This is a genomic window from Qipengyuania sp. 902, from assembly GCF_051195295.1.
Classification (GTDB): Bacteria; Pseudomonadota; Alphaproteobacteria; order Sphingomonadales; family Sphingomonadaceae; genus Qipengyuania.
The window spans coordinates 57,275-72,803 of sequence record NZ_JBNJLJ010000003.1; the positions used below are offsets into that span (position 1 = coordinate 57,275).

14 protein-coding genes and 1 tRNA gene are annotated in these 15,529 nt (G+C 62.1%); 4 read left to right on the top strand and 11 right to left on the bottom strand.

Annotated elements, in window-relative coordinates; translation table 11 throughout:
* Window positions 1-158: 158 nt before the first annotated feature.
* Together tsf and rpsB are read right to left on the bottom strand one after the other, a co-directional pair.
* Window positions 159-1,085 carry a translation elongation factor Ts gene (gene tsf / locus ACSH0F_RS09860; protein WP_435202319.1) on the bottom strand — a complete coding sequence of 309 codons (927 nt, stop codon included), beginning with the start codon at window positions 1,083-1,085 and terminating at the stop codon, window positions 159-161.
* Window positions 1,086-1,202: 117 nt separating this feature from the next.
* The gene (gene rpsB / locus ACSH0F_RS09865) at window positions 1,203-1,952 is read right to left on the bottom strand and encodes a 30S ribosomal protein S2 (protein WP_278327124.1); all 750 of its coding nucleotides are present in this window, start codon (window positions 1,950-1,952) and stop codon (window positions 1,203-1,205) included.
* A 121-nt stretch (window positions 1,953-2,073) separates the two neighbouring features.
* On the opposite strand from rpsB, the gene ACSH0F_RS09870 reads away from it, so the two are divergent.
* Both ACSH0F_RS09870 and ACSH0F_RS09875 read left to right on the top strand, forming a co-directional pair.
* Window positions 2,074-2,301: a hypothetical protein gene (locus ACSH0F_RS09870; protein ID WP_435202321.1), complete on the top strand. Its 228-nt coding sequence runs from the start codon at window positions 2,074-2,076 to the stop codon at window positions 2,299-2,301.
* Window positions 2,302-2,303: 2 nt separating this feature from the next.
* Window positions 2,304-2,546, top strand: a complete 243-nt coding sequence (locus tag ACSH0F_RS09875; RefSeq protein WP_435202323.1) for a hypothetical protein — start codon at window positions 2,304-2,306, stop codon at window positions 2,544-2,546.
* Here ACSH0F_RS09875 and ACSH0F_RS09880 read toward each other — a convergent pair.
* The 4 genes from ACSH0F_RS09880 to ACSH0F_RS09895 all read right to left on the bottom strand — a co-directional run bounded on the left by ACSH0F_RS09880 (window position 2,530) and on the right by ACSH0F_RS09895 (window position 6,572).
* Entirely contained in the window at window positions 2,530-3,357 is an 828-nt protein-coding gene (locus ACSH0F_RS09880; RefSeq protein ID WP_435202325.1) for a CDP-alcohol phosphatidyltransferase family protein, read from the bottom strand. The two genes, ACSH0F_RS09875 and ACSH0F_RS09880, sit on opposite strands and share 17 nt — an antisense overlap.
* On the bottom strand, window positions 3,354-4,106 hold the full coding sequence (locus ACSH0F_RS09885) for a phosphatidylserine decarboxylase (RefSeq protein WP_435202327.1): 753 nt from the start codon (window positions 4,104-4,106) through the stop codon (window positions 3,354-3,356). The genes ACSH0F_RS09880 and ACSH0F_RS09885 overlap by 4 nt, the downstream gene beginning before the upstream one ends.
* A gap of 39 nt (window positions 4,107-4,145) precedes the next feature.
* A complete protein-coding gene (locus ACSH0F_RS09890; protein WP_435202329.1) occupies window positions 4,146-5,288 on the bottom strand; it encodes a beta-ketoacyl-ACP synthase III in 1,143 nt (380 codons plus the stop codon).
* A 63-nt stretch (window positions 5,289-5,351) separates the two neighbouring features.
* Window positions 5,352-6,572, bottom strand: coding sequence for an MFS transporter (locus ACSH0F_RS09895; RefSeq protein ID WP_435202331.1), 1,221 nt, complete (start codon window positions 6,570-6,572; stop codon window positions 5,352-5,354).
* A 92-nt stretch (window positions 6,573-6,664) separates the two neighbouring features.
* Here ACSH0F_RS09895 and ACSH0F_RS09900 point away from each other — a divergent pair, with 92 nt between their 5' ends.
* Entirely contained in the window at window positions 6,665-7,003 is a 339-nt protein-coding gene (locus tag ACSH0F_RS09900; RefSeq protein WP_435202333.1) for a tRNA-binding protein, read from the top strand.
* Here the strand turns inward: ACSH0F_RS09900 and ACSH0F_RS09905 are convergent.
* From ACSH0F_RS09905 to ACSH0F_RS09920, 4 genes are all read right to left on the bottom strand, one after another.
* The gene (locus ACSH0F_RS09905) at window positions 7,000-8,967 is read right to left on the bottom strand and encodes a tetratricopeptide repeat-containing sulfotransferase family protein (protein WP_435202335.1); all 1,968 of its coding nucleotides are present in this window, start codon (window positions 8,965-8,967) and stop codon (window positions 7,000-7,002) included. The genes ACSH0F_RS09900 and ACSH0F_RS09905 overlap by 4 nt on opposite strands.
* Window positions 8,968-9,046: 79 nt before the next feature.
* On the bottom strand, window positions 9,047-11,692 hold the full coding sequence (locus ACSH0F_RS09910) for a TonB-dependent receptor (RefSeq protein WP_435202337.1): 2,646 nt from the start codon (window positions 11,690-11,692) through the stop codon (window positions 9,047-9,049).
* Between the two features lie 360 nt (window positions 11,693-12,052).
* Window positions 12,053-13,738 (bottom strand): BCCT family transporter, encoded by a 1,686-nt coding sequence (locus ACSH0F_RS09915; RefSeq protein ID WP_435202339.1) that lies wholly within the window; start codon window positions 13,736-13,738, stop codon window positions 12,053-12,055.
* 157 nt (window positions 13,739-13,895) lie between these two features.
* A tRNA-Tyr gene (locus ACSH0F_RS09920) sits at window positions 13,896-13,981 on the bottom strand.
* A 152-nt stretch (window positions 13,982-14,133) separates the two neighbouring features.
* Between ACSH0F_RS09920 and rlmB the strand changes: the two genes are divergently transcribed.
* Window positions 14,134-14,928, top strand: a complete 795-nt coding sequence (rlmB, locus tag ACSH0F_RS09925; protein WP_435202341.1) for a 23S rRNA (guanosine(2251)-2'-O)-methyltransferase RlmB — start codon at window positions 14,134-14,136, stop codon at window positions 14,926-14,928.
* 98 nt (window positions 14,929-15,026) lie between these two features.
* On the opposite strand, the gene ACSH0F_RS09930 is transcribed toward rlmB, so the two are convergent.
* The gene (locus ACSH0F_RS09930) at window positions 15,027-15,299 is read right to left on the bottom strand and encodes an HU family DNA-binding protein (protein ID WP_305932216.1); all 273 of its coding nucleotides are present in this window, start codon (window positions 15,297-15,299) and stop codon (window positions 15,027-15,029) included.
* Between the last annotated feature and the right edge of the window lie 230 nt (window positions 15,300-15,529).

Sequence of the window (15,529 nt, forward strand, 5' to 3'; positions counted from 1 at the left end):
AACGGTTCTTTCAAATCGTGATTCGGCTATCTTGACGGACTTGCAGCGTTCACTCGCGTAAGTTTTGCGAAGTTCGGCTTTCGACTCGCCTCGTCGCGCAAGAAAAAGGCCGCCGAAGCGAACTCCGGCGGCCCAATTCCGTAGGATGCGGGGCTTGTTCAGCCGCCGACGGCAGCGGCCACTTCTGCAGCGAAGTCGCTCTCTTCCTTCTCGATGCCTTCGCCCAGCTGGAAGCGGACATAGTCCACCAGCTCGACCTTGGCGCCTACGTCCTTGCCGGCAGCTTCCACGACCTGCGCGATCGGGGTTTTGTTGTCGATCACGTAGACCTGGCTGAGCAGGGCGTTTTCCTTGGCGTATTTGTTGATTGCGCCTTCGACCATCTTTTCCTGGACGTTCTCGGGCTTGCCGCTTTCGGCCGCCTTTTCCTTGGCGATCGCGCGCTCGCGCTCGATCACTTCGGCGTCGAGGCCCTCGGCGGTCAGCGCCTGCGGGAAAGCAGCCGCGATGTGCATGCCGAGCTTCTTACCCAGCTCTCCCAGCTTGGCCTTGTCGCCTTCGCTTTCGAGCGCGACCAGCACGCCGATCTTGCCGAGGTCGGGCGCCACGGCGTTGTGCATGTAGGGGACGATCACGCCGTTGGTGACCGAGACGGTCTTGATGCGGCGGATCTGCTGGTTCTCGCCGATGGTGGCGACGTTACCGGTCAGCTTGTCGGACACGGTGCCGCCATCGGGATAGGCCGCGGCCTTGAGCGTATCGACATCGTCACCGTCGGTGCCGAGCGCGACCTGCGTGGTCTTGCGGACGAAGTCCTGGAACTGGTCGTTCTTGGCAACGAAGTCCGTTTCCGAGTTCACTTCGACGGCGACGCCCTTGGTGCCTTCCACGGCAATGCCGACGAGACCTTCGGCCGCGGTACGGCTCGATTTCTTCTGGGCGGTGGCGAGACCCTTGGCGCGCAGTGCGTCGACTGCGGCTTCGATATCGCCATTGCTGGCTTCGAGCGCCTTTTTGGCGTCCATCATGCCCGCGCCGGTCTTCTCGCGCAGGGCTTTTACGTCAGCAGCAGTGAATGCAGCCATGATGATTTCCTTCTTGGTATCTTGAATGCGGGGCACCGGGCCTGCTGGTATCAGCGGCCCGGCGCATAATTCGCTTGTGTGACGGGAGAATTGCGCTCCCGCCTCACGAATTGGGCATTAAGCCGCGGCTTCTTCCGGCGGATTTTCCATCGCGCCGACGTCTGCACCGCTGTCCTGCACGCCTTCGCCCTTGCCGGTGCGGGCCGCTTCGGCAACCGCATCGCAATAGAGCTTGATGGCGCGGCTGGCGTCGTCATTGCCCGGGATCGGGAAAGCGATGCCTTCCGGATCGACATTGGTGTCGAGCACGGCGACGACCGGGATGCCAAGAACGTTGGCTTCCTTGATGGCCAGGTCTTCCATGTTCGCATCGATCACGAACATCACGTCGGGAATACCACCCATGTCGCGGATGCCACCGAGGCTCATTTCGAGCTTGTCGCGCTTGCGCGTGAGATCGAGGACTTCCTTCTTGGTCAGGCCCTGTGTGTCGCCCGAAAGACGCTCGTCGAGCGTCTTGAGGTACTTGATACGCTCGCTGATCGTCTTCCAGTTGGTGAGCATGCCGCCCAGCCAGCGGTGGTTGACGAAGTGCTGGCCCGAAGCGAGCGCGGCTTCCCGGATCGCGTCTTGCGCCTGGCGCTTGGTACCGACGAACAGCACCTTGCCGCCCGAACGAGCGGTCTGGCTGATGAAGTCGAGCGCGCGCGCGAACAGCGGCACGGACTGCGACAGGTCGATGATGTGGATGCCGTTGCGCGCGCCGAAGATATACGGCTTCATGCGCGGGTTCCAACGGTGGGTCTGGTGGCCGAAGTGCGCGCCGGCCTCGATCAATTGCTGCATGGTGACGGTAGGAGCCGCCATAGTGTAATTCCTTTCCGGTTATGCCTCTGGAAAGCTGGAACCCGAATGCGGTCATGTCCCGCGGCGGGCACCGGTATGTGCGCCTTCCATGTGGATTTGCCCACCTGAAGAAACGCCTGAAATGGCCGAATCTATTGCGGACCGCGCGCCTTTAGCCGGTGGAGAGAGACAAATCCACCCTCCATTCACCGCAAAAAATGCAGCTTCGGCTCTAAAAGCGCTTGACGAACGAGAACAAAAAGAGAACATTGTTCTCATCGCCGGAACGTCCGGCGGGCAATCAGGGTTTTCCACCAGTTATCCCCGGCCTGTCAACAGTGATTTGAACAGTAAGGGGCAGGAGAATTAGAGATGTTCGCATGGTTCCTAATCGCTCTCGTCACCCTCACGGCTGTCGCCGCATTGGGCGTGCTCGCCGATAGCGGACTGCGCTGGTGGTCCGCTATCGGCCAATTGCGGCGCGAAATGAAGCGAACTTCGGTGATTGCCGAGCTTCCCGCATTTCGCGCAGGGATAGCTCAAGGCGGTACGGCTTTCGGCCGCTTGCCGTCGCGCCTGGACGTGGTTGTCCGCCCGGCTACGCGTGCCGCTTGATGCGCGAATACCGCAACAGCGTGAACGGCAGCAGGGTCAGGTAACCTATCCCGAGAGCGCTTAGTGTCCACCAAGGCTCGACGAGTAGCGCAGCGAAGAGCAGGCCAACGAAGGCCAGTACCCACAACCGGATGCCGCGGCGCGGACGCAGCGAGGTCCAGCTTGGCGTGGCCATGCTCGAAATCATCAGCAGCGCAGTTGCCAACAGCCAAGGCGCGACGAAGGCCGGCTCGCGAAAGAAGTCGATGCCGGTCGCCGACCACACGAAGAACGGCATGAAGGCGAGCCCTGCCCCCATGGGAGCGGGAACCCCAGTCAGGAATCCGAGCGATTTGTGCGGCTGATCTTCGGTGTCGATCTGAGCGTTGAAGCGCGCGAGACGAAGCGCGCAGCAAATTGTCAGCGCGAGCGCGGCGAACCAGCCCCAGCGCGGCTCGTTCTGCAGCGACCAGAGGTACAGGATGATGGCAGGCGCTGTGCCGAAACTCAGCGAATCGGCAAGGCTGTCCAACTCTGCGCCGAAACGCGATTGCGCCTTCAGCAAGCGCGCGATCCGCCCATCCATCCCGTCGAGAATGCCCGCGATGATGATGGCCACGGCGGCAGCCGCCCACTGTTCGGAAATCGCGAACCGTATGCCGGTCAGCCCCGAGCAGAGCGCCGCTGCGGTGATCGCATTGGGGGCCATCGCCCGGAGCGAAAGGCCCCGACCGGACGAACCCAGCACGGGCTTTTCGTCCTCGGCCGCCTTCGGCCCCAACCGGGCGCGTTCCTCGTGCTGGTCCGTCCCGTTGCGAGGTTCGAAATTCATTGCGACACACCTTCCAGAAGCTTGCGCGCGCCGAGGCGCGCGATAACCGTTTCACCCGCAACGACGCGTTGACCGAGCAGCACGTCCGATCCGGTCCCCGCAGGCAGATAGATATCGACCCGACTGCCGAACCGGATCAGTCCGACCCTCTGCCCCGCCCCGAGCGTGTCGCCGGGCTTTACGAACGGCACGATCCGCCGCGCCACAAGGCCGGCGATCTGGGTGAAGCCGACCTTGGTGCCGTCGCTCCGCTCGACAAGGATATGCTGTCGTTCGTTTTCTTCGCTTGCCTTGTCGAGACCGGCATCGGCGAAACTTCCGGGAATATAGACCACGCGCTGCACCGTACCCGCAATTGGCGTGCGATTGATATGGACGTCGAACACCGACAGGAAGATCGACACGCGCGTCACCGTGTCCGGTGACAATCCGCCGATACCGCTGCCATCGTCGATGACCAGCTCGCGCGGCGGCTCGACCTCGGCAATCATGGTCACCTGACCGTCGGCTGGCGCGAGAATTGCGGAATCGTCTTGCGGAACGACGCGTTCGGGGTCCCGGAAGAAGGCGAATATACCTGCGCTAAGGGCAAGTAGCGGCCAGCCGACGATCTCCCAGTCGAGACCAATTAGGAAGAACAGGCTTACCACCAAAGCGATCAGGCCGTATTTGCGACCCTCGGGATGGATCGGCGGCAGCGACCAACGGACGTCGCCGCGGCCCTGATTGTCGAGGAGGTCACCTGCCATCGGATAAGCCTACGCGCCGCATGGCGGCGTCACAAGGCATCACGCGGCCTTACGCACGAACACGGTTCCCGCAGAGTACCCCGCTCCGAAGCTGCAGATCAGCCCCGTATCGCCCTCCGCCAGATCCTCGCTGTGGAGGTGGAAGGCGATGATCGACCCGGCGCTCGAGGTATTGCCATAAGTGTCGAGCACGGTCGGGCTTTCGTCGGCGTCGGCTTCGTGGCCCAGCACGCGTTGGGCGATCAGCCGGTTCATGCCGGCGTTTGCCTGATGCAGCCAAAGGCGCCGCAGGCCCTGCGGATCGATGCCGAGCCGGTCCGCCTCGCTCACGATCATTTCGGCTACCATCGGTACCACTTCCTTGAACACCTTGCGGCCTTCCTGGACGAAGAGCTTGTCCGCCTTGCCGACTCCTTCGGGCGCAGCCCGGTTGAGGAAGCCGAAATTGTTGCGGATGTTGTTCGAGAATACCGTCTTCAACTTGGTGCCGAGAATGTCCCAATGCTCCGCCGGAGCGATTGCCGCGTCCTCTACCAGCACGGCCGTCGCCACGTCTCCGAAGATGAAGTGGCTGTCGCGGTCGCGCCAGTTCAAATGGCCACTCGTAATTTCCGGACTGACGACGAGCACGCTCTTCGCATTTCCGGCCCGGATGTAATCTGCCGCGGTCTGGATGCCGAAGGTGGCCGAGGAGCATGCGACATTCATGTCGAACCCGAAACCGTCGATTCCCAGCGCCTGTTGGATTTCGATCGCCATGGCCGGATAGGGTCGCTCCATGTTCGATGCTGCGCACAACACGGCATCGATATCAGCGGCATCGCGCCCCGCCCGTTCGAGCGCCTGGCGGCACGCTGCAACGCCGATCTCGGCCATCTGTGAAAGCTCGTCATTTCCGCGCTCTTCCAGGCGAGGCTCCATGATGGCCGGGTCGAGAATCGGCTCTTTCGACAAGACGTGGCGCGCCTTGATCCCGCTCGCCTTCTCGATGAATTCAACCGAACTCGGGTGCAGCGCTTCAACCTCGCCCGCAGCGATCGCATCGGCGTTCTGCGCGTTGAAGCGCTCGACGAAGGCGTTGAAGCTTGCGACCAGTTCTTCGTTGCTGATGCTCTGCTCGGGCGTGAACAGGCCGGTGGCGGAAATGACGGGGCGACCTGTCATCGATGTCTGTTGTGTCATGGCGCGAGGGATTAAGCCGAGCGGTGGCCTTGGGCAAGCCACCCGACTTGTTTTGGGCTGAGGCTACTCGTCTTCGGCCTCGAGCACCGCCGCCATCGGCGTGGTGCGCGGAAGGCTCTGGAAAGCCTGCTGCTCGGCGGAAGGCACCGGTGCACTGCGTGCCATGCGCCAGAAGCCGTAAAGGGCACCGATCAAGGCGAGCACTCCGATCACGACGAACAGGCCGGATGGCCCCATGATGCTCATTCCGGTTGAGCCGACGATCGGCCCGGTCATGGCACCCGCCGAGTATGTCAGGACCAAGCCTCCGCTCGCCCCCACCCGCTCGTCTTCGCTGAGATGGTCGTTGGAATGGGCGACGCACAGCGGATAGAGAGCAAAGGCGAAGCCGCCGAAAAATGCACCGGTGACAATGATCCCGAGCGCGGGCAGCGGGGCGAACGCCAGGACTGCACAGATCGCCGCCACTGCTGCCAGACAAGCAATGATCACGCGTCGGCGATCGAAGCGGTCGGAGAGCTGGCCAAGCGGATATTGCAGAGCCACGCCGCCCGCGATCACCGTCGACGTGAACAGCGCGACTTGCGAAAGACCCAAGCCTGTCCGTTGCACATAAACGGCACCCAGCGCGTAGAAGGCCCCGAGGATGGCCCCCGTGACAAGAGTGCCGACCATCCCCAGCGGAGAGGCTGAAAACAGTCGCTTGATGGAGAAGGATTCCACCCGTTCGATCCGCGGCTGCTCCATCTTGGTGAGCAGGACGGGGAGCAATGCGATCGAAAGAAGGATCGCAGACAGCATGAAGGGCAAGTCGGGCGAAATCTCCGCGGTGTTCAGCAGGAACTGTCCGACCGCCTGCCCTAGGTAAAGAGCGATCATGTAAGCGGCGAGGATACCGCTGCGATTGTGCGGCTGCGCCTGCTGATTGAGCCAGCTTTCGAGACAGACGAAAACGCCCGCCATCGCAAACCCGTCGATGAGACGCAGGCCTATCCAGAGTACTGGCAGATCGAGTATTGCATAGGCGAGGCTGCTCGCGGAGAAAACCGTTACGAATGCAGCGAATGCTCGAATGTGACCGATACGGGAAATCAGGGCCGCGACCCTGAGCGAACCCACCGTCAACCCGGCGAAATAGGCTGTCGCGACAAGGCCGATGAGCAGAGAACTCGCCCCGCCCTGCTCCAGGCGGATGGCGATCAGGGTCGACAGAAATCCGCTCCCCGCCATGAGGATGAAGATCGCCGCGAGGATCGTGCGGACAGAGAACGCGGAAGCGAGCATTCTCCCGCCAATAGGCACCGCGATTTTGCCGCGCAATCTTTGTGGCTCGGCGGCAATGGACACAGGCGCTTGGAACCCATACCCATGCGACCATGGACCAGATCGACATCGCCGACTTCCTCAAAGTCGACATTCGCAGCGGGACCGTGATCCGCGCCGAGCCCTTTCCCGAGGCGCGCAAGCCTGCGATCAAGCTGTGGATCGACTTCGGCGCCGAAATTGGTAAGCGAAAGACCTCCGCGCAAATCGCCGACCTCTATGATCCGGCTACGTTGCCCGGCCGCAAGGTCATGGCGGTGGTCAATTTTCCGCCGCGCCAGATCGGGCCGTTCATGTCGGAAGTACTGGTGCTGGGCTTCCCGGATGCAGAGGAACGGATCGTCCTCGTCTCGCCGGGGGAGACTGTGCCTAACGGCGCGCGAATGAGCTAGGTCGCGAGCGGACCGAGCGCGTCTCTCAGGTCGCCGAGCCACGGCTCATACTCTTTCCAGGCCCCCTGCCCCTTCCGGTTGATCGGCTGACGTACCTGCTCGCTGCTCGCGGTCCGCACGGCGCGATCGGTCTTGTGAAAGTCCAGGCAGGCCTCTTCGAATTCGAGCCCGCAGTGATCGAGCATGCGTCGGACCTGCCCTTCCAGATCGTCGAGCACATCCTCATGCTGGACCCGCAGAACCTTGCCCGGAAGAACGACATCCCAGTGGTCCATCAGATCGACGTAGTCCGTGTAATAGCGGCCTACCTCGGTCAACCCGTAGGTGAACTCCTGTCCCTCCGCGAAGAGCTGCTTGAAGCCGGAGAAACAACAATCCATCGGATCGCGGCGTGCGTCGATGATTTTCGCGTTCGGCAGGATCAGGTGGATCAGCCCAATGTGCCGGAAATTGTTCGGCATCTTGTCGATGAAGAAGGGTGCACCCTGCCGTTGGACGCGCGTATCCTCGATGAATTGCCGGCCGAACTTCGACAGCTGCTCATCGGATAGTTCATGCAGCACTTCGGGGTAGCGCGACTGGCCTGCCTTGCGGCCACGCAGACTGTGGGCAAGCGCAAGGATGTTCGGCAGTTCCAGCGTGCCGTCCACCTGGCTGTGGCTGGCAAGAATTTGTTCGAGCAGCGTCGATCCGGCACGCGGCAGTCCCAGGATGAAGATCGGGTCGGGTGACGGATCGCCTGCGCCCCCATGTTTGGCGAACAAATCTCGGGTGCAGACCTCTTTCTGCAGGGCACGTTCCTGCGACATGGCATCTGCGCTGTAGCGAGCCTGGGCGCGCTTCAGCGCATTGCCAGTTTGGTAGTAGCCGAAGCTGTCGCCATATTTCTTGCGGTCCTCGAGAGCCTTGCCGAGCGCGAAGCTGAGGTGCACGCGATCCATGAAAGCCAGATCTTCACGCGCGGTTTGCTCGCGCATCATGGCTATTTCGTCTTCGGTGAAGCTATAGGTCTTGAGATTGGCGAGCGCATACCAAGCATCGCCGTGATCGGGCTTCGCAGCGACGGCAGCGCGATAACTGGCCACCGCGTCCTCCTGCGCGCCAGTCGTCTTTAACGCATGCCCCCTGCTGGTCAGCGTAGCGACGTCCCCGGGAAGGCGATCGAGAACCGTGTCGAAGAGTTCGAATGCACGGTCGTAATCGCCTGTCTGCATGCTCTCGATCGCCAGATGCGACTGGAATAGCGGACTGGCCGGGTCGCGCGCATGCAACGCTTCCGCTTCCTCGCGCGCACGGTCGAACTTCTGGCGCCGCCGCAGCGCGTCGATATAGTCGAGCTGGACCTGCACATTCTCCGGCTCAAAGGCCCGCGCGCTTTCCAGCAAGAATTCCGCATCGTCGAGTATGCCGAGCTTGATGCCGATCTGGGCGAGCAGGCGCATGCCTTCGACATTGCGCGGATTGGTGCGGAGGAAATGCCGGCAGATCTCTTCGGCGCGCAGGATGCGCCCTTCGTGCAGGTGATGGGTGACCGCGACGAGTTCGCGCGGCAGCGCCGCAATTCTGCGAGCTTGCGCCTGCGCCGCTTGTGCCTCCGCGCCGTTGCCACGCGCCGCTTCCAGCTCCGCCAAGGCCCGCCAGCTGGCGTCCAGCGCCGGGTTGCAGCGGGTGGCTCTGGCGTAGGCCGAGACGGCGCGACCCATGTCACCTTGCGCACGTGCCAAATGGCCCGCCTCCTGCCACGCACGTCCGTATTCGGGCATGGCGGCATGAAGGCGCGCAAGATGCTCGTCGGCCTGCTCGAACCGTTCGAGATACCGCGCGGCTACTGCGGCGATATAAAGTGCTTCTCCGTCTCCAGGATTGGCTTGTAGCAAGCCTTCGGCAATTTGGAGACCATGCGCGAAGGCTCCCGCCTGCAACGCCTTTTGCGCTGAACCCAGTTGCTCTTCCCGTGACGCCATCCCTCGCCCCTACCAAAGCGAACGGCGGAGGCGAAGCTCTGCTTCACCCCCGCCGCCCTGATTTCGCGTTCGCGATCGATCAGTAGTCGTAGGAGACCCTGAGGCCGACCGTCAGCGGACGGTTGGTGGCGATCCGCGCACGGTCGTTCACGTAATTGCCCGAGATCTGCGCGCGCTCGTCGAACAGGTTCTCGCCGAACAGCTCGAACTTCCAGTTCGCCGAAGTGATACCCGCGGCCAAATCGAACAGCGTGTAGCCGTCAAGCCTGAGCTTGTTGATCTCGATCACATCGGTGAACTTCGAGGCCGAATGCGTGACCTGCGGCTGGATATAGGCACCCAGCGTATCGTTGAGATCCCACTCGTAGCGCACGCGGATATTGCCCTGAAAGGACGGAGCGAACGCCAGATCGGAACCTTCGACGACATCGTCGGTCGGGATCAGTACGTCGGTGATCTCGGTGTCGAGGATCGAGAATGCACCCGCGACCGTCAGGCCCGGAGCCGAATAAGGCGCGACGGTGAAATCCGCCTCGAGCCCCTTGATCTCCGCGTCCGCCGCATTGGCCGAGAAGAACAGGTTCGTGATCGACGGATCGAAAATCGTCGTCTGCAACCGGCTGATATCGACATAGAAGGCGCTGCCGTTGAAGCGGAACTGACCATCCAGCAGGTCCATCTTCCATCCGAGCTCGTAGTTTTTCACTTCGTCGGTTTCGAGCTCGAACGGGACGGTGAAGCCCGCGCCGTTGGTCGCGCCGCCCGGACGATTCAGCAATCCAGGGCGGAAGCCTTCCGAATAGGTCGCGTAGAACAGCAGGTCTTCGGTTGGGGTCAGCGTCAGCGTGCCCTTGTAGATGAAGCCATCGGTCGAGGCCGTGTCCGGCGCGCGAACCGCATTGAAGACCTGCTGCGCCTGAGAAGCGCTCAGACCGGCGTCCTGAATGTCCTGCAGGCTGTCATCCAGCGTGAAGGTCTGGCGCAGGTCCGCGTTGCACGAACCGATGAAAGTGTAGCTGCCGTCGCCGTCATACAGATCGTTCAGATCCGTACCGAAGGCATTAGCATCCTCGGCTGCGCCGCTGTTGCAGAAGCTGCCGTTGGCGCTGCCCTCGAAATCGACTTCGATATTGTAATACCGCGCGCCCACCGTCACAGTCAGCAGGTCGGGAACGATGTCGAACGCCGCTTCGCCGAAGATGCCGAACTGTTCGTCCGTGCGGCGAATATCGTTGCGGAAAATCGTCGAAGTAGGGAATGGGCCCGGCTGACTGGTATATCCTTCCTGCGGGAAGTTCGGCGCAAACGGGCCGAAGGGCTGTGCTGCGACATTCCCGGGATAGTTAAAGTCGTTGCGTTCCTTCAGTTCGAGGTCGGAATAAAAACCGCCCGCGGTAACCCGCCAGCGGTTCTCAGCCGGCGTGCTGAAGCGAAGTTCCTGCGTGAACACGTTCGTTTCACTGTCCGACGTCACGTAAAGATTTGGCGCCTGACAAGTGCCGCTAGGGTCCGCCGAACCGGGATAGCTCACCGAGCCGTCACAGATGTAGTACGGCAGGTACTGACCGACGAAGAGGTAGTCGGTGTAGTCGACCCGCTGCTCCGTCTCGCGGTCGGTATAAGCGCCCGTGTAGACGATATCGAGCATCGCGAGGCGGCCTTCGACCGTCCAGCTGGTGTTCGAAAAATCGTCCTCGAGGCGGTCTTCCTCGTACCGCTGGATTTCGAGATCATCCAATCCGCCGAGTTCCGGATCGGCGAAGAACACGCCATCGCTCTCGATGCTCTGGCGCGAATGAGCGACCGTCACGCGCCAGTCGGGCGTGATTTCCCACAGCGCAGTGGCGCGGAAGCCGGAATATTGCGTGTCGTTGAAATCTTCCTCGACGAGGCCGGCATTATCGGCATCGAGGAAAGTGACATCGCTCAGGTCGGCGGTCGACTGGAAACCGGCACGCAGCGGGCTGACCGGTACGCCGTTGGAGCGGACGGTGCCGACCGGGCGGAAGCGCGCGCTGTCGCGCAGGTTCTGCGTGCCCTGCACATTGTCGATGTAACCACCCTGGTCGTCGAGATAGAAGACGCCGCGCAGGCCGAAGGTGTCGGTGACCGGCACGTTCAGCATGGCTTCCGCCTTGTAGCTGGTCTCGCCGCCCTTGGTGAAGGACACGCCGGCGCTCGCCCCGGCATCGAAGCCGCCGAAGTCGGGCTTGTTGGTGATGAGGCGAACCACGCCTGCCTGCGAGCTTGCGCCGAACAGAGTTCCCTGCGGACCCGAGAGCACTTCGATGCGCTCGAGGTCGGCGGCGTACACGTCGAGGTTGCGGCCGGGCTGCGCCAGCGGCTGCTCGTCGAGATAGAGCGCGACATTCGGCGCGAGGCCGGCGACGCCGGCCGTCGTCAGGTTCGGCGTCGTCGATGCGAGGCCGCGAATGTAGATCGTGCTCTGGCCCGGCCCGCTACCGCCGGCAGTGACCGTCGGCAGCTGGTCGAGATAATCTTCGAACGTGTCGATGTTGAGCTCTTCGAGCCCCTCTTCGCCCAGTGCCTGGACCGATACGGGCACGTCCTGCAGATCCTCGCTGCGCTTCTGCGCAGTCACGACGATCACGTCGACGCCGCCGCGGCGTTCCTGCGCTGCGGGCGCAGCATCCTGCGCCATCGCGGGAGTTGCAAGTGCCACAGCCAGCGCACCAGCCGATGCGCCGCTAACAAACTTCTTCATGGTGGATAGCCCCTAACCAACTACATTCAGAGACAGCGACGCGGCAGCTGAGGCGGCATCGCATGAGAATAGTCCCGCTTTCGGAAAATCAACGAAAGCGACGGGGGGCGATAGCAATCGAAAATTGCTCAGGCCACCGGCGCCGGGGAGAATTGCGGAATGCAACCCAGCCTGTTGCAAAGATTCCACGCACCACAAATTTAGCTGAATAATGTTCAATGCCGTGTGACTATTATAAACTACGGTGTGAGCTTATCTTTGGGTATTCTTTTTCTCTCTAAACCCTTTCAACAGTAAGACTTAAGTATCGAATTTTTCACTTCAAATGGCTAAAGGGTAGCTCGGCTCGATACTGTTTTCCTACTCTACTCGAGCGAGCTCAGCGCAACCTTCCGCAGTTGTCGGTACGCCATGGCGCTTACGGACCAGATCGAATGCGATCGCTTTGAGGATTGCGACGGCCATCAGCGCCACTACGAACGAGAATGGCAGCGCGCCGATGATCATGGTAATGCGGATCGCGTCGATCCCGCCAAGGATCAACATGCTGCCGACCACGAACGCCAGCGCCCCGCCCCAGAACAGGATGTGGTGTCGGCGCTCCCCGTCAGTTTCGCCTGCGCCATTGATCGTATTGACGATCAGGATCGCGCTGTCGGCGGATGTTATGAGGTAGGTCATCAGCAAGATTACGACGAGGCCAGACACGAGACTGGCGACAGCGGGGTCCAGCAGCACCGCAAGCGTCGCGTAGAGCTGGTCGGATATGCCGGTCTCGACGATCGTCCCGCCCGCGACGCCGCTCAGCTCAAGGTCGATCGCCGTACCGCCGACGATGGCCATCCAGACGAAACACATCAGCGACGGCACAAGGACCACGCCGAAGACGTATTCGCGCACCGTGCGCCCGCGCGAGATACGTGCGATGAACATACCGACGAAAGGTGCGAAGGCGATCCACCACGCCCAATAAAACACCGACCAGTCCAGCTGCCACTGCAGCAGGGCCTGAGCGGTCTCACCCTGCACATCGGGGAACAATCGCAGTGAATTGGGCACGAGCGCGACGAAATAGTCCCACAGCGCCGTCCCCAGAAGGCTCAGCCCGTATAGACCCGACCCGACGATGGCGAAGAGCGCCAGCAAAGCGAAGGACAGGCCCATATTCAGGTTGGACAGCCATTTGATGCCCTTCCCCACGCCAGAAAGCGCGCTGAGCGTCGAGGAGCCGACCAGCAGGACCAGCGCCAGTACGATGGCGATCACCGACGATGTGCCGTCTTCTGCCAGCAGCCAGTCACCCAGACCGAGCCGCGCCAGCCCGGCGATGAACTGCTCGACGCCGAGGCCCATGGTAACCGCCACACCGAGGATCGTCGCCACGACTGCGACGATATCGACCAGATGGCCGGAGAAACCGGACAGGACGCGACCGAACAGCGGCGCGAGAGCCGAGCGGATGGTCAGCGGCAGGCCCCGGCGATAAGCAACATAGCCGATTGCCAGCCCGACCAAGGCATAGGTGCCCCAAGCGGCAAATCCCCAGTGCAGGAAGGTATAGATATAGGCCGGCCGAACCGCCTCCTGCGACAGCGGCTCGATCGTGCCGCGGATGATGTCGGGATTGTTCGCGAAATGCGCGAGAGGCTCCCCGGTGGAATAGGTCAGCATGCCGATGCCGATGCCCGCCCCGAACAGCATCGCGAACCACGAGAACCGCCCGAACTCGGGCTTCTCGTCCGGGGCGCCGATGCGCAGGCGGCCCGACTGGGCGATAACCGCCACCATGAAGCATGTGAACATCAGGAAGGCTACGAGATAGACGTACCAGCCGGCGAAGGTTCGGATGATCGAGGAATTGGCCGCCGTAAGCGTCTCGTTCGCGCTGACCGGGAAGAAAATCGCCCACATGATGATGAGCGAGACGATAATCTTGGAGGGGATAGTCACCGCCCGGCTGAAGCCGTCGTAAAAACCGCGGTTCGCAGTCCGGATCGGGAGATCGACCAGCGGCGGATCGATCGGTGCGTCGTTGGTGCTGCTCATGTGCGGAATCGTGCTCGCTTTTCTGGCGCCCGTGCGTTCATGCTGTCGGCTGATGCTTAGGGAGAGGCCGCCCGCGGTTCGCGGGCCAGCATAGGAAAAGGGCCGCGGAATGCAAATCGCGCTGCCGGATTTCTGCGGTTGGGGATATGAAGCGAGGTGGTGGACAGGGCTGGATTCGAACCAGCGTACGCTTGCGCGGGCAGATTTACAGTCTGCTGCCTTTAACCACTCGGCCACCTGTCCACACGGGCTCGCTCAGTCTCTGTCGAGAGAGAAATGCTGGGGAAGCCGCATGGCTCCCCGGCCGAGAGGCGCCCCTTTGGCGAAGCGGCGCTTGCCTGTCAATGCCCTCGCTGGCAGGAGCCGCAGCCAATGTTTCAGACAGGACGGACATGATGGCCAAAGGCGAACGAAAAAGGGCCCTGCGCGGGCGAGCAGGCAGGATGAAAGGCGGGCGCGGCAGTGGCCGGGCCAGCACCGGTCATGTGCGTCTGTGGGGTCGCCATGCGGTGGAGGCCGCGTTGAAAAACCCTGACCGCGTGCACCGCAAGCTATGGGCCACGCGTGAGGGGATCGAAACCCTCGATGGCGAGCTGCCCGCAGATTTCCCGGTCGAATATGCCGATGTCGCGGATCTCGCGCGTCTGGTGGCAAAGGACGCCCCGCACCAAGGTCTGGTGCTCGAATGCGCGGCGCTGGAAGATGTGCATCTCGATGAGGTCATAGGCGGCGAGGCCGATGTGCCGTTGGTCTTTCTCGACCAGGTCACCGATCCGCACAATGTCGGCGCGATCATGCGCTCGGCGGCCGCTTTCGGCGCCGCTGCGATCGTCACCCAGGATCGGCACGCTCCACCAGAAGGCGGCGTGGTTGCCAAGTCCGCTTCGGGTGCGCTCGAAACCGTGCCGTGGGTTCGCGTGGTAAATCTCGCTCGCGCGCTCGAGCAGGCGGCGGACGCCGGGTACTGGCGGATCGGGCTAACCGGAGCGGCGGACGCCACACTGGCCGAAGCTTTGCCGGCAGGGCCGGTGGCGCTGGTCCTCGGTGCGGAAGGTCCGGGCATGCGCCATAATATCGAGGGGCATTGCGACGCGCTGGCTCGCCTCCCGATCGGCGATGCGGTCGAAAGCCTCAACGTTTCGAACGCCGCAGCGATCGCGCTCTATGCGATCGTTACGCGCCAAGCCTAGACCAAACCAAAAACGCCGCGCCCCTTTCGAGGCGCGGCGTAATTTGCATCTCCGGCCGCTGCCGAGGCGTTGGCAGATTCGGACAGATCGTCGATCGCTTAGTTGACCGCGTCCTTGAGGCCCTTGCCGGCCTTGAACTTCGGCTGGTTCGATGCCTTGATGGTCATCGGTTCGCCGGTGCGGGGATTGCGGCCGGTCGATGCCTTGCGCTTGGCGACCGAGAAGGTGCCGAAGCCGACGAGGCGAACTTCGTCGCCGCTCGACAATGCCTTGGTAATCGAATCGAAAACGCCTTCGACGGCGCTCGATGCATCGCTCTTGGAAAGGCCGCTCGCATCGGCAACCGCGCTGATCAGGTCGTTCTTGTTCATTCTGGGAACCCCCTCAATATAATTTTGAAAACTGTTCGGTGAATCGCCTCTCCGAAGGCGCACGAATTGAGAGAGTTTTCCGGGCTCTGTCAAAGGCAAATATGGCCAAAATGCGCGATTTTCGGGGCGAAATTCGCCACAACCACGGTTAACGGCGTATTCACCGCTCGCAGCGGTGACGCAGTCCTGATTTGCAACTCAAAATGATCCCGCTCGCAACCGACGAGTCG

Bases quoted from the DNA above. Each gene is read 5' to 3' on its own strand.
- tsf (WP_435202319.1), bottom strand. From the start codon at position 1,085: ATGGCTGCATTCACTGCTGCTGACGTAAAAGCCCTGCGCGAGAAGACC.
- rpsB (WP_278327124.1), bottom strand. From the start codon at position 1,952: ATGGCGGCTCCTACCGTCACCATGCAGCAATTGATCGAGGCCGGCGCG.
- ACSH0F_RS09870 (WP_435202321.1), top strand. From the start codon at position 2,074: ATGGCCGAATCTATTGCGGACCGCGCGCCTTTAGCCGGTGGAGAGAGA.
- ACSH0F_RS09875 (WP_435202323.1), top strand. From the start codon at position 2,304: ATGTTCGCATGGTTCCTAATCGCTCTCGTCACCCTCACGGCTGTCGCC.
- ACSH0F_RS09880 (WP_435202325.1), bottom strand. From the start codon at position 3,357: ATGAATTTCGAACCTCGCAACGGGACGGACCAGCACGAGGAACGCGCC.
- ACSH0F_RS09885 (WP_435202327.1), bottom strand. From the start codon at position 4,106: ATGGCAGGTGACCTCCTCGACAATCAGGGCCGCGGCGACGTCCGTTGG.
- ACSH0F_RS09890 (WP_435202329.1), bottom strand. From the start codon at position 5,288: ATGACACAACAGACATCGATGACAGGTCGCCCCGTCATTTCCGCCACC.
- ACSH0F_RS09895 (WP_435202331.1), bottom strand. From the start codon at position 6,572: ATGCTCGCTTCCGCGTTCTCTGTCCGCACGATCCTCGCGGCGATCTTC.
- ACSH0F_RS09900 (WP_435202333.1), top strand. From the start codon at position 6,665: ATGGACCAGATCGACATCGCCGACTTCCTCAAAGTCGACATTCGCAGC.
- ACSH0F_RS09905 (WP_435202335.1), bottom strand. From the start codon at position 8,967: ATGGCGTCACGGGAAGAGCAACTGGGTTCAGCGCAAAAGGCGTTGCAG.
- ACSH0F_RS09910 (WP_435202337.1), bottom strand. From the start codon at position 11,692: ATGAAGAAGTTTGTTAGCGGCGCATCGGCTGGTGCGCTGGCTGTGGCA.
- ACSH0F_RS09915 (WP_435202339.1), bottom strand. From the start codon at position 13,738: ATGAGCAGCACCAACGACGCACCGATCGATCCGCCGCTGGTCGATCTC.
- rlmB (WP_435202341.1), top strand. From the start codon at position 14,134: ATGGCCAAAGGCGAACGAAAAAGGGCCCTGCGCGGGCGAGCAGGCAGG.
- ACSH0F_RS09930 (WP_305932216.1), bottom strand. From the start codon at position 15,299: ATGAACAAGAACGACCTGATCAGCGCGGTTGCCGATGCGAGCGGCCTT.